This is a genomic window from Pseudomonas sp. GW822-FHT05A08 (genome assembly GCF_058800485.1).
This window is the reverse complement of sequence record NZ_CM179511.1, coordinates 6,646,030-6,658,528: the sequence shown is the minus strand read 5'-3', so window position 1 is coordinate 6,658,528 and position 12,499 is coordinate 6,646,030. Positions and strand designations below refer to the sequence as shown.

Sequence of the window (12,499 nt, the reverse complement as noted above, 5' to 3'; positions counted from 1 at the left end):
TTGCTCGCGATCAGCCGCCAGGCTGAAATCCGGCGGCGCCTGCAAAATGGCTATCGCGAGCAAGCTCGCTCCTACAGGTCGATCGGGGCATCAGAGCCAGATGGCGTCCCATAGGGGGTAGTCGCCGATGCGCCGGACCAAACCAGCGCGCAGCGGGTTGGCGATAATGTAGCGGGCCATGGCTTTCAGGTCTTCGTCACGGCGCAGGGCCCGGTCGAAATAGCCTTTCTGCCAGACAGGTTGCGAACTGTTGCGGATGCGGTTGATAGCCCTGGCACTACGGGATTTGCTGCCTTGCATCAGTTTTGGCAAGTCGCCGCTGTGCAGTTCGATCAGCCAGTGGAAGTGATCCGGCATGACGACCCAGGCCAGAGATATGGCGGTATCCGACTGTTGAGCGTGCCTGAATTCATTGGCCAGCAAGCGGCCGAGGCGCCAGTCGTGAAAGATGGGCTCGCGGCATTGGGTGACGGCGGTGAGCAGGTAGATACGGCCTGATTCCGAATAACGACCGATGCGCAGACGATGGGCATGGGGAGTGTTGGACATTCCGTTGTCCTCTTCGATGGATGGAAGAGCAACGGTAGGTGCTGTGAAGAAGGCTGTCGTAGTGACAATGGGGCTGGATGTATCTGTAGGAGCGAGCTTGCTCGCGAAAAAACATCAGGCACCGCGATCCGGCAGGACGGGCGCGTTATCGTTGACGTTTTTCGCGAGCAAGCTCGCTCCTACAGGTTTTGTGACGCCTTGTGTAGCGATTAGCTGTTAGGCAGCAGGCGGCAGGTGATGCTCTTGATGTAGCGGGTTTCCGGGATGGCCGGGTGCACCGGGTGGTCCGGACCCTGGCCGCCGCGTTCCAGCAGCTGGATATTGCGGTCCAGGTGGCGGGCGCTGGTGAGCAGGATGTTCTGCAGGTCGTCTTCGGGCAGGTGCATCGAGCACGAAGCGCTGACCAGGATGCCGTCCTTGCTGAGCAGGCGCATGGCCTGTTCGTTCAGGCGGCGGTAGGCGCCTTCGCCGTTCTTCAGGTCTTTCTTGCGTTTGATGAAGGCGGGCGGGTCGGCGACGATCACGTCGAAACGCTCTTCGGCGGCCTTGAGCTCTTTCAGGGCTTCGAACACGTCGCCTTCGATGCAGGTGACTTTCTCGGCGATGCCGTTGAGCGCGGCGTTGCGCTCGACACCGTCAAGGGCGAAACCCGAGGCATCGACGCAGAACACTTCGCTGGCACCGAAGGCGCCGGCCTGCACGCCCCAGCCGCCGATGTAGCTGAACAGGTCCAGTACGCGCTTGCCCTTGGCGTAAGGCGCCAGGCGGGCTCGGTTCATGCGGTGGTCGTAGAACCAGCCGGTCTTCTGGCCTTCCATCACCGGGGCCTCGAACTTCACGCCGTTCTCTTCCAGGGCGACCCACTCCGGCACCAGGCCGAACACGGTTTCCACGTAGCGGTTGAGGCCTTCGGCATCGCGCGCGGCGGAGTCGTTCTTGAACAGGATGCCGCTTGGCTTGAGGACCTGGACCAGGGCGGCGATCACGTCGTCCTTGTGCTGTTCCATGGTCGCCGAAGCCAACTGCACGACGAGGATGTCGCCGAAACGGTCGACCACCAGGCCCGGCAGCAGGTCGGAGTCGCCGTAGACCAGGCGGTAGAACGGTTTGTCGAACAGGCGCTCGCGCAGCGACAGCGCCACGTTCAGGCGGTGCACCAGCAGCGACTTGTCCAGCGCCAGCTTGGCGTCGCGCGACAGCAGGCGGGCGCAGATCAGGTTGTTCGGGCTCATGGCGACGACGCCCAGCGGCTTGCCGCCGGCGGCTTCCAGCACTGCCTGGTCGCCTGCCTTGAAGCCGTGGAGTGGGGTGGCGGCTACATCGATTTCGTTGCTGTAGACCCACAGGTGGCCGGCGCGCAGGCGGCGATCGGCGTTGGCTTTGAGGCGCAGGCTTGGCAGGGACATGACGTCGCTCCGGAAAAAAGAGCGGGAGTATAACGTGTTGCGCTCGCCGAGAGGCTGGCGAGTGGATATGCGGTGACATGGCAAACTCGCCGTGGATATCCCGCGCCGGCCCGGCATTGCCCCGAGGCGCCCGTTGTAAAGTTCCTTTCGGCTGGCCATGGGCGCCATCTAAAGGGTTAGAATCGCCGCCTAGCCCAGAGTGCGTACCTATGTCCCAAGCGATGTCCCAAGAGCTTTCCGCCGAACAGATTCAACAGGCCCTGCAAGGCATCAGCGTGCCGCCCCAACCGCAGATCATGGTGGATTTGCAGATGGAGCAGTACATGCCCGACCCTGACCTGGAAGTGATCGCGCGGCTGATCTCCCAGGACCCTGGCCTTTCCGGCGCCCTGCTGAAAATCGTCAACTCGCCGTATTACGGGCTGAGCAACAAGATCGCCTCGATCCAGCGCGCGGTGAACCTGCTGGGCAGCCGTTCGATCATCAACCTGATCAACGCGCAGTCGATCAAGGGCGAGATGAGCGACGAAACCATCGTCACCCTCAACCGCTTCTGGGACACCGCCCAGGATGTGGCGATGACCTGCCTGACCCTGGCCAAGCGCACCGGCTCGCAAGCGGTCGACGAGGCTTATGCCCTGGGTCTGTTCCACGATTGCGGCGTGCCGCTGATGCTCAAGCGCTTCCCCGACTACATGACGGTGCTGGAAGAGGCCTACGCCAGCGCGGGCCCCGAGAACCGCGTGGTGGATACGGAAAACCGTGCGTTCAATACCAACCACGCGGTGGTCGGTTACTACACGGCCAAGTCCTGGCGCCTGCCGGAGCACGTGACCAACGCCATCGCCAATCACCACAACGCCCTGGCGATCTTCAGCGACGAGTCGTCGCGCAACAGCCAGCTGAAGAACCTGCTGGCGATCCTGAAAATGGCCGAGCATATCTGCGCGTCCTACCGGGTGCTGGGCAATCAGGTCGATGATCATGAATGGAACAGCATCGGCCATCTGATCCTCGATTACGTCGGTCTGTCCGACTACGACTTCGAGAACCTCAAGGAAACCGTGCGCGAACTGGGCGCGCACTGATTCCCGACCACGTTATAGAGAACACGAGGCGCACATGCCTGAATTACCGGAAGTCGAAACCACCCGGCGCGGTATCGCGCCGCACCTGGAAGGGCAACGCGTCAGCCGCGTGATCGTGCGCGAGCGGCGCCTGCGCTGGCCGATTCCGGAGGACCTCGATGTGCGCCTGTCCGGCCAGCAGATCGTCAAGGTCGAGCGCCGCGCCAAGTACCTGCTGATCAATGCCGAAGTCGGCACCCTGATCAGTCACCTGGGCATGTCGGGCAACCTGCGCCTGGTGGAGGTCGGCTTGCCGGCGGCCAAGCACGAGCACGTCGACATCGAGCTGGAGTCCGGCCTGGCCCTGCGCTACACCGACCCGCGGCGCTTTGGCGCGATGCTCTGGAGCCTGGACCCGCTCAACCACGAGCTGCTGATCCGCCTGGGGCCGGAGCCGCTGACCGACCTGTTCGACGGCGAGCGCCTGTATCAGCTGTCGCGGGGACGTTCGATGGCGGTCAAGCCGTTCATCATGGACAACGCGGTGGTGGTGGGGGTGGGCAATATCTACGCGACCGAAGCGCTGTTCGCCGCCGGCATCGACCCGCGTCGCGAAGCCAAGGGGATTTCCCGGGCGCGCTACCTGAAGCTGGCGATCGAGATCAAGCGCATCCTGGCCGCGGCCATCGAGCGCGGCGGCACCACCCTGCGCGACTTTATCGGCGGCGACGGGCAGCCGGGCTATTTCCAGCAGGAACTGTTCGTCTACGGGCGCGGCGGGGAACACTGCAAGGTCTGTGGCACGGGGCTGCGAGAGATCAAGCTGGGGCAGCGTGCGAGCGTGTTCTGCCCTAAATGCCAGAGCTGATCGCCTGTAGCCGCTGCCGAAGGCTGCGATAGGTCCGTAGGACCTGTGGCGATCTTACTGGCGTCGCGGCCGTTTCGGCCGATCGCAGCCTTCGGCAGCGGCTACGGTCGCAAGTTTCGATGGCTGTGTTATGCCTTGCCGGTGATCTTCCGGTACTTGGCCATCAACTCTTCTTCGGTTTCCGGGTGGGCCTCGTCCAGCGGGATGCAATCCACCGGGCAGACCTGCTGGCATTGCGGCTCGTCATAGTGGCCGACGCATTGGGTGCACAGGTTCGGGTCGATCACGTAGATCTCTTCGCCTTGAGAGATCGCGGCGTTCGGGCACTCGGGTTCGCAGACGTCGCAGTTGATGCAATCGTCGGTGATGATCAGGGACATGGGGCACTCCGGCCGGGGCGGCGGGCCCAGGCATTTGAAAAACCAATGGCGCAATTGTGCCGCATTGGCGAGCGCAGTGCACGCGGGCGCGATGGGAGGGGCGTTTGCAGGTCGACTGCGCGGGAGCTGGCGCGGGCTGCGCCAGCTCCCGCGGGGGTTATTTCTTGAAGCGCAGAGTCAGGGCGTCGGCCACGGCCGGATGCACGAACTTGCTGATATCGCCGCCCAATGCCGCGATTTCTCGGACCAGGGTCGAGGAAATGAACGAATAACGCTCCGACGGTGTGAGGAACAGGCTTTCCACGTCCGGCGCCAGTTGGCGGTTCATGTTGGCCAGCTGGAATTCGTATTCGAAGTCCGAAACCGCCCGCAGCCCCCGCAGGAAGACATTGGCGTTCTGCTCCTTGGCGAAATGCGCCAGCAGCGTGGAAAAACCGACGACTTCAACGTTCGGCAGATGCTTGGTGACCTCGCGAGCCAGTTCCACACGCTGTTCCAGGGGAAAAAGCGGGTTTTTCTTCGGGCTGGCGGCGACGGCGATGATCACATGATCGAACAGGCGCGAGGCGCGTTCGACCAGATCGCCATGGCCCTTGGTAATAGGGTCGAAGGTACCTGGGTACAACACTCGGTTCATCGCGTCGTCCTGGCGGGAGTCCGTTGGGGAGTCGGATGGTATCGCAGCCTTTCCGGTCGGCCAAGTCGCCTGTAACGGAAGAAAGCACTATAGACGACGAAAATAAGCGGCGTTTTCACCCGCTTTTCAGCCGTTCGGCCAGGGCCGTGGCCAGTTGCGCGGTCAGGCCGTAGACCGACAGTTGCGGATTGGCGCCGATGCTGGTGGGGAACAGCGAACCGTCGTGGATCGACAGATTGGCCAGCTGGTGATGCCGGCCCAGGCTGTCGGCGACGGCGTTTTTCGGGTCTTCGCCCATGGCGCAGCCGCCCATCACATGGGCGCTGCCCAGGCGGGTGCGGTACAGCGCAAGGTTCAGGCCGTCGATCAGTGTCTTGGCCTCGGCCAGGGTCTTCACGTAGCGGGCATCGCTGTGCATCGGCATGACTGCCTTGGCGCCGCCGGCGAACTGGATCTGCGCCATGCTATGAAAGGCCCGGCGCACGCCATCCCAGGCGTAGTCCGAGACCTGATAGTCGAGCACCGGCGAGCCATCGCCGCGCAGTTCCACACTGCCGCCGCTGCTGTCCGGGTGAAAACCGTCGCGCAGCAGCGCGAGCATGGCGTGGGTATGGGGCAACTGCTGCATGTTCAGGGCGCTCTGCGGGCCGAAACCGCCGAGCAGGGTGGCGGCCAGCGCCGGTTGCAGCGGCGGCACCTCGAGTTTGTAGGACATTTTGCCGGTGGTGCCGTCCAGCCACTGGAAATGGTCGGAGTAGATCGACTGCGGCGCCCCGTAAAAGGGGTTGATCACCTGGTCGAACTGCCCGGCGGAAAAATTCACCAGGTGCAGGAAGGTGCGTTTGCCCAGGCGCTTGTGCGGGTCGGCAGCATCGGAGCGCAGCAGCAGGGCCGGGCTGTTGATCCCGCCACCGGCCAGCACATAGTGCCGGGCCTTGACCTTGATGGTGCGCCCGGTGGGCGCCACGCAGCGCTCGTCCATGGCCAGGCAGAGCAGGCTTTCGACCTGGTCACCCTTGATCTGCAGGCGCTCGGCGCGGGCCAGGTACAGCAGCTCGCCGCCTTTCTCCAGGGTCGCGGGAATGGTGGTGACCATCATCGACTGCTTGGCGTTGGTCGGGCAGCCCATGCCGCAATAGCCGAGGTTCCAGCAGCCGCGCACGTTGCGCGGGATCACGTGCCAGCTGTAGCCGAGTTTCTCGCAGCCGATCCTGATCACGTCGTTGTTGGCGTTGGGCGGCATGATCCACGGGGCGATCCCCAGGCGTTGCTCCATCTTCGCGAACCAGGGGGCCATCTCGGCCGGGCTGTGGCCCTTGACGTCGTGCTCCTTGGCCCAGTGCTCCAGGGTCGGCTCGGGGGTACGGAAGCTGGACGTCCAGTTGATCAGGGTGGTGCCGCCGACCGCGCGGCCTTGCAGGATGGTGATGGCGCCATCCTTGCTCATGCGGCCGATGCCTTCCTGATAGAGGCTGGCGTAGGCCTGGTCCTCGAGCATCTTGAAGTCGTCGCTGGTCTTGAGTGGCCCTTCCTCGATCAGCAGCACCTTGTAGCCGGCGGCGCTGAGGATCTCGGCGGTGGTGCCGCCGCCCGCGCCGCTGCCGATGATGGCGACATCCGCTTCGAGGGTCAGGTCCTCCTGCAATTGCGCGCCGTTGTAGGTTTTCCAGCCTCGGGCCAGGCCTTCGCGAAACAGATCGGGTACAGGCATATCAGGCACTCTCTAGTTGTTCTGGGGCTTCTGGGTGCTTGTGTAGCCGCTGCCGAAGGCTGCGACAAGGTCCGTAGGACCTTCCGAGGGCTTTAGGAGCGCGTCTCCTGCGGAGCCGATCGCAGCCTTCGGCAGCGGCTACAGAGCGAGCAGTCTTCAGATCCTGGGCGGCCCGGGATAACCGCAATGGGCCCAGGATTCGGGGCGGCTGTACCAGGCCATCATCACCAGTTGCAGCAGGGATGCGTGGCCCATGCGCAGCAGGCTGAGGGAGCTGGTTTCCCAGCGCTTGAGGAAGTGCCGGATATCGTCGGCGCTGGCGTTCTCCCAACTGCCCCAGATGCCGGTCAGGGGGCCGCGCGTGATGCCCATGCCCAGTACGTCGAACAGCTGCTGGGTGAGCTTGAGCATTTCCGGCGACAGGTGGTCGAGGCTGTAATCCAGGCTTTTCAGGGTGGCGTCGAGCGCCGCCGGCAACTTCTCGGCGGCCACGGCACCGTCGAGCATGACCGGGAGCAGCGCCCGCAGAATCGGCAGGTCGCTGCTGCGCAATGCGGCAAAGCCGCTGGCAGGGGTGCCGGACGAGCAACCACTGAGGCTGGCGCCGAGGCCGGCGGTGGTCAGGAACGCGCTGGCGCACAGGCCGATTTTCAACAGGCCACGGCGCGACAGTACGGGTGCGGCAGGCAGGCTGGGAGTCATTATTGTTATTACCCGCAATGGTCTGGTTAACGGATGAACAGCTTCTGGATCAGCTTCTGGATCGGTTTGCCATAGGGCGGGTAGATCAGCCGCGCGGCATTCAGGCGCTGCTTGCTCAGCACCCCCTTGGCCTTGCTGAAGGTCAGGAAACCCTCGTGACCGTGGTAATGGCCCATGCCCGAGTGGCCGATGCCGCCGAACGGCATGTCGTCCTGGGCGACGTGCAGCAGGGTGTCGTTGAGGCAGACCCCGCCCGAGTGGGTTTCGTTGAGTACCCGGTCCTGCTCGGCCTTGTCGTAGCCGAAGTAATAGAGCGCCAGCGGGCGAGGGCGCTGGTTGATGTAGGCGAAGGCCTGGTCCAGGCCGGTGTAGGGCACGATCGGCAGGATCGGGCCGAAGATCTCATCCTGCATCACCGTCATGTCGTCGCTGACATTCAGCATCAGGCTGTGGCCCATGCGCCGTTCCTGGTTCTCTTCGAACAGCGGGATCAGCAGCGCGCCCTTGCTGGTGGCGTCGCTGATGTAGCTGTTCAGGCGCGCCAGCTGCCGCGGGTTGATGATCGCGGTGTAGTCGGGGTTGTCGACCAGGGTCGGGAAGAAACCACGGACCACCTGGCGATAGACGTCGACGAAGGCGCCGACGCGGTGTTCCGGGACCAGCACGTAGTCCGGGGCGACGCAGGTCTGGCCGGCGTTCATGGTCTTGCCGAAGGCGATGCGTTCGGCGGCGTCCTTGAGCGGTACGTCGTCGGACACGATGGCCGGAGACTTGCCGCCCAGCTCCAGGGTCACCGGGGTCAGGTTTTCCGCCGCGGCGCGCATCACATGCTTGCCGATGCTGGTGGCGCCGGTGAACAGCAGGTGATCGAAGGGCAGCCGGGAGAAGGCCACGCCCACGTCGGCTTCGCCCAGCACCACGGCGACCAGGTCCTCGGGGAACGCCTTGGCCAGCAGGCGCTTGAGCAGCAGGCCGGTGGCGGGGGTCGATTCGCTAAGCTTGAGCAGTACCCGGTTGCCGGCGGCGAGCGCGCCCACCAGCGGGCCGATGGCCAGGTACAGGGGGTAGTTCCACGGCACGATCACCCCCACCACGCCCAATGGTTGGTAGACGACCTTGGCCGAGGCCGGCTGGAAGGCCACGCCGACCTTGCGCCGCGAAGGTTTCATCCAGCCCTTGAGGTGTTTGCTGGCGTAGTGGATGCCATGCAGGCTGGGCATGATTTCGGCGAGCAGGGTTTCGTCGGCGCTGCGATGGCTGAAATCTTCGCTGATGGCATCGATCAGGGCCTGGCGTTCGCTGTCGAGCAGCTCGCGCAGGCTCTTGAGCCATTGCTGGCGCTGGGCGGCGGGCGGCATGGGGTTGGCCGCGAAGGCCTGGCGCTGGGCGGCGAACAGACGGTGGAGCTCATCCAGCTGCTGGTGGGCTTCCGGCAAGTAGGCGATTTCGGCAGACATGGGCGGCTCCGGTTTTTGTGGGTGGGAGATTTTTAGAGTTTATGCTCTAAAATGTCAAATGACATCCCGGGCCGGCTTTGATTTATCCCGTTGGGGATAGGTCGTAAGATGCCGGGCAACGCCTTCTCGATTAAAGCCCACGCTCATGGCCCCACGCATAAAAACCCGCGAACGTATCGTCCAGAACAGCCTGGAGCTGTTCAACCAGCAAGGCGAACGCAGTGTCAGCACCAACCACATTGCCGCCCACATGGAGATTTCGCCGGGCAACCTGTATTACCACTTCCCCAACAAGCAGGCGATCATCGCCGTGCTGTTCTGCGAGTACGAAGCCTTGGTCGACAGCTTCCTGCGCCTGCCCCAGGGCCGCACCGTGACCGTCGAGGATAAGCGCTATTACCTGCAGGAGTTGCTGGCCGCTATGTGGCGCTATCGCTTCTTGCACCGCGACCTGGAACACCTGCTCGACAGCGACGCCGAACTGGCCGCCCGTTATCGGCGCTTCTCCCAGCGCTGCCTGATCCACGGCACGGCGATCTACGAAGGTTTCGTCGAGGCCGGCATCCTGCGGATGGACAAGGTGCAGATCGAGTCCCTGACCCTCAATGCCTGGATCATCCTTACCTCCTGGGTGCGTTTTTTGTGCACCACCCGGGAAAACTCCGCGCACCTGAGCGAAGAAGCCATCAAGCGCGGCGTGTATCAGGTGCTGGTGCTGGAAGCCGGATTTGTCACCGACCAGGCCCGGGGGGCAGTCAACGCGCTGTTTGGTGAGTTTTACGTGCCCCTGGCGCAAGCCCTGGAAGAAGTGCAGTAGGATCGCAAACAAACTGGCTACGCGTTTGCGTGCACATCATTGGATCAAGTCATCGTTCAATTACTGGAGCCCGTCATGCCCATCGCGCAACTGATCAGTCCACAGCAATTGGCCGCTCGCCTGGAGCAGCCCGGGCTGGTGATTCTCGATTGTCGTTTTGCCCTGGAAGACCCGGATTACGGCCAGCGCAGTTATGCCGGGGGGCATCTGGCCGGCGCGCATTTTGCCGATCTGGAACGCGACCTCAGTGGCCGGGTGGTCAAGGGCGTGACCGGGCGCCATCCGTTGCCCGAACCGGCGACGCTGATCGCGCGCCTGCAAGCCTGGGGCATCGACGCCGACAGTGACATCGTGCTTTACGACGACGGCCCCGGTGCCTATGCCGCCCGCGCCTGGTGGCTGCTGGCCTGGCTGGGCAAGCGCGATGGTGTGTTCATTCTCGATGGCGGCTTGAAAGCCTGGCACGCCGCAGGCCTGCCGTTGAGCCTGGATCCGCCGACCAATGTTCTCGGCCATTTCACGGGCCAGCCTGACAAAACCCTGTTGTTGAGTGCCGAGCAACTGCAAAAGCGCCTCGGCCAGCCGACCCTGACCCTGCTCGACGCCCGCGGCCAGCCACGTTTTCGCGGCGAGGTGGAGCCGATCGACCCGGTGGCCGGGCATATCCCCGGCGCGCAATGCGCGGCTTTCACCGACAACCTGGACAGCGACGGCCGTTTCCTGCCGGCCGATCAGCTCAAGAAGCGCTTTGCCGCGAAGCTGGGCGAGCGTTCGCCGAGCGAACTGGTAGCGTACTGCGGCTCGGGCGTGACCGCCTGTCACAACCTGTTCGCCCTGTGCCTGGCCGGTTATCCCCTGGGCAGGCTGTATGCCGGCTCCTGGAGCGAATGGATCACCGATCCGCAGCGCGCGGTCGCCACGGGCGACTGAGGCCCCTCACCGTAGGAGCGAAGCTTGCGCGCGATCCAGGCGCTGCGTTGTTTCTGCAGGGCCGCGTCGCCTGAGATGTTTTTCGCGAGCAAGCTTCGCTCCTACAGGGGCAGGCGCTGTTTCAGAGGGACTGGCGGGCGCTGCGATAGGCCGCCGGCCCCACGCCGTAGACCTGCTTGAACTGCCGGCTCAGATGGCTCTGGTCGGCGAACCCCAATTGTGTCGCCACTTCCAGCGGCAGGCAGCCGTCGCGCAGCAGTGCCCGGGCCTGGGCGATGCGCTGTTGCATCAGCCAGGTGTGCGGCGGCATGCCGGTGGCGCGGCGGAACACCCGGGCGAAATGGAACGGCGAGAGATTCACCGCCGCGGCCAGTTCCTCCAGGGAGGGCGGGGCCGCCAGCTGCGCTTGCAGCAACTCCTTGGCCTGGACGATCGCCCGGTGTTCCCGTCCGGGTTTGCCCGGCGCCTTGACTCCGGCGTGACGCCGCAGCAGCAAGAGCATCATTTCCCGCCACAGGGTCTGTTGTTGCAGGGCGGTGGCCGGGCTTTCCAGCAGTTGATGCAACTGGCAGAAACCGCTGACCAGATCGGGGTCGCGATACAGCGTGGCGCCGAAGGCCGGCAGGCTGTCGGTGGGCAACTCCAGTTCGCCGAGCATGGCGAGGATCTGCGCGTTGTCCGGATAAAACGCCCGGTACAGCCAGCCGTCCTCGGTGCCTTTGTGGCCGGTGTGCAGCTCGTCCGGGTTGATCAGCACCAGGGTGCCGCGCCCCGCCAGATGCTCGGCGCCGCGATAACGGTAGCGCTGGGCGCCGTCCATGATCATGCCGATTACATAGCCGTCATGCACATGGGGCACGAAGCGATGCTCGATGTAGCGCGCGGCCAGCAACTCCACGCCGGCCAGGGGCGCGGTCTGCCAGAAACGGATCGACTCGCCTTGGCCGCCATTCATCGCAACTCGCCCCCCAGGTTGGACAGCCACTGGGGAATGCGCCGCTCCAGGTAGTAACCCGGAGTCTTCACCGAACCCTCGACAAAACCGACGTGCCCACCCTTGGCCTGCAGCTCGAGGTGGGTGCTGTCGGAAAGCTCGCCGGCTTCCGGCAGGCTGTGGGGGAACACGAAAGGATCGTCCGCGGCCTGGATGATCAGGGTTTGCGTGCGGATTTCCCCGAGGAAATAACGGCTGGAGGCGCGCCGGTAATAGTCCTGGGCATCGGCGAAGCCATTCAGCGGCGCGGTGACCCGGCCGTCGAAGTCCCAGAAGGTGCGCATCTTCTCCAGCGGCCCGAGCCGCTCCAGCACGGCCAGGCCCTCATGGCGCCCGTCGTGCTGGAATTGGCGTTGCTTGTCCTTGATGTAGGCCAGCATCTCGCGCATGAAATGCGCCTGGTAGACCTTGGAAAACCCCTGGCCGATGCGGTCGGCGCACTGGTCCAGGCGAAACGGCACCGACACCGCGACGGCGCCTTGCAGCTGGCTGGCGCTGCCGCTTTCCCCCAGGTGCTTGAGCAATACATTGCCGCCCAGCGAGTAGCCCACCGCGAACAGCGGGGCCTGCGGGCGTTTGCTGCGCAGGTGGTCGATGGCGGCGGCCAGGTCTTCGCTGGCCCCCGAGTGGTAACTGCGGGGCAGCAGGTTGGGTTCGCCCGAGCAGCCGCGCCAGTTCAACGCCGCGCTGGCCCAGCCCTGGCTCGCCAGGGCCTTTTGCAGGCCGGCCACGTAAGGCGAGTTGGAAGAGCCGGTCAGGCCGTGCAGCACCAGCACCAGGGGCGCGGTGGCGGAGTGCGGGCCGTGCCAGTCGAGATCGAGAAAGTCGCCGTCGTCGAGCCACAGGCGTTCGCGCTGGCGCTCGAGGTGAGTGGTCTTGCGCCATAGCGGGCCCCACAGGGTCTGCAGGTGCGGGTTGCCGAGGCCGAAGGCGGGAATGAAACGATCTGACGGAGTAGGCACGGTGATTCTCGTAGCAGCG

At 64.3% G+C, this 12,499-nt stretch carries 13 protein-coding genes; 4 read left to right on the top strand and 9 right to left on the bottom strand.

What is annotated here, in order from left to right; translation table 11 throughout:
* Positions 1-90: 90 nt before the first annotated feature.
* Both AC3RCP_RS30190 and AC3RCP_RS30185 read right to left on the bottom strand, forming a co-directional pair.
* Complete coding sequence (locus tag AC3RCP_RS30190; protein WP_007921264.1) at positions 91-549, bottom strand: REP-associated tyrosine transposase; 459 nt, start codon at positions 547-549, stop codon at positions 91-93.
* 209 nt (positions 550-758) lie between these two features.
* On the bottom strand, positions 759-1,955 hold the full coding sequence (locus tag AC3RCP_RS30185) for a class I SAM-dependent rRNA methyltransferase (RefSeq protein WP_007921262.1): 1,197 nt from the start codon (positions 1,953-1,955) through the stop codon (positions 759-761).
* A 275-nt stretch (positions 1,956-2,230) separates the two neighbouring features.
* On the opposite strand from AC3RCP_RS30185, the gene AC3RCP_RS30180 reads away from it, so the two are divergent.
* Positions 2,231-3,043: an HDOD domain-containing protein gene (locus AC3RCP_RS30180; protein WP_164485824.1), complete on the top strand. Its 813-nt coding sequence runs from the start codon at positions 2,231-2,233 to the stop codon at positions 3,041-3,043.
* A gap of 34 nt (positions 3,044-3,077) precedes the next feature.
* Complete coding sequence (mutM, locus tag AC3RCP_RS30175) at positions 3,078-3,890, top strand: bifunctional DNA-formamidopyrimidine glycosylase/DNA-(apurinic or apyrimidinic site) lyase (protein ID WP_007921258.1); 813 nt, start codon at positions 3,078-3,080, stop codon at positions 3,888-3,890.
* Positions 3,891-4,018: 128 nt separating this feature from the next.
* On the opposite strand, the gene AC3RCP_RS30170 is transcribed toward mutM, so the two are convergent.
* The 5 genes from AC3RCP_RS30170 to AC3RCP_RS30150 all read right to left on the bottom strand — a co-directional run bounded on the left by AC3RCP_RS30170 (position 4,019) and on the right by AC3RCP_RS30150 (position 8,777).
* Complete coding sequence (locus AC3RCP_RS30170; protein ID WP_007921257.1) at positions 4,019-4,270, bottom strand: YfhL family 4Fe-4S dicluster ferredoxin; 252 nt, start codon at positions 4,268-4,270, stop codon at positions 4,019-4,021.
* Between the two features lie 157 nt (positions 4,271-4,427).
* Positions 4,428-4,907, bottom strand: a complete 480-nt coding sequence (coaD, locus tag AC3RCP_RS30165) for a pantetheine-phosphate adenylyltransferase (protein ID WP_003229157.1) — start codon at positions 4,905-4,907, stop codon at positions 4,428-4,430.
* A 115-nt stretch (positions 4,908-5,022) separates the two neighbouring features.
* Positions 5,023-6,618 (bottom strand): GMC family oxidoreductase, encoded by a 1,596-nt coding sequence (locus AC3RCP_RS30160; RefSeq protein WP_007921255.1) that lies wholly within the window; start codon positions 6,616-6,618, stop codon positions 5,023-5,025.
* A gap of 156 nt (positions 6,619-6,774) precedes the next feature.
* Positions 6,775-7,320, bottom strand: a complete 546-nt coding sequence (locus AC3RCP_RS30155; protein WP_492570618.1) for a twin-arginine translocation pathway signal protein — start codon at positions 7,318-7,320, stop codon at positions 6,775-6,777.
* Positions 7,321-7,346: 26 nt separating this feature from the next.
* Positions 7,347-8,777, bottom strand: coding sequence for a coniferyl aldehyde dehydrogenase (locus AC3RCP_RS30150; RefSeq protein WP_102680472.1), 1,431 nt, complete (start codon positions 8,775-8,777; stop codon positions 7,347-7,349).
* A gap of 145 nt (positions 8,778-8,922) precedes the next feature.
* Here AC3RCP_RS30150 and AC3RCP_RS30145 point away from each other — a divergent pair, with 145 nt between their 5' ends.
* A complete protein-coding gene (locus AC3RCP_RS30145) occupies positions 8,923-9,594 on the top strand; it encodes a TetR/AcrR family transcriptional regulator (RefSeq protein ID WP_492570619.1) in 672 nt (223 codons plus the stop codon).
* Between the two features lie 75 nt (positions 9,595-9,669).
* Positions 9,670-10,524, top strand: a complete 855-nt coding sequence (locus tag AC3RCP_RS30140; protein ID WP_492570620.1) for a sulfurtransferase — start codon at positions 9,670-9,672, stop codon at positions 10,522-10,524.
* Between the two features lie 121 nt (positions 10,525-10,645).
* Here AC3RCP_RS30140 and AC3RCP_RS30135 read toward each other — a convergent pair whose 3' ends face one another.
* Both AC3RCP_RS30135 and AC3RCP_RS30130 read right to left on the bottom strand, forming a co-directional pair.
* Complete coding sequence (locus tag AC3RCP_RS30135) at positions 10,646-11,479, bottom strand: AraC family transcriptional regulator (protein WP_053262997.1); 834 nt, start codon at positions 11,477-11,479, stop codon at positions 10,646-10,648.
* Positions 11,476-12,480, bottom strand: a complete 1,005-nt coding sequence (locus AC3RCP_RS30130; protein ID WP_150053297.1) for a hydrolase — start codon at positions 12,478-12,480, stop codon at positions 11,476-11,478. The genes AC3RCP_RS30135 and AC3RCP_RS30130 overlap by 4 nt, the downstream gene beginning before the upstream one ends.
* Positions 12,481-12,499: the final 19 nt, after the last annotated feature.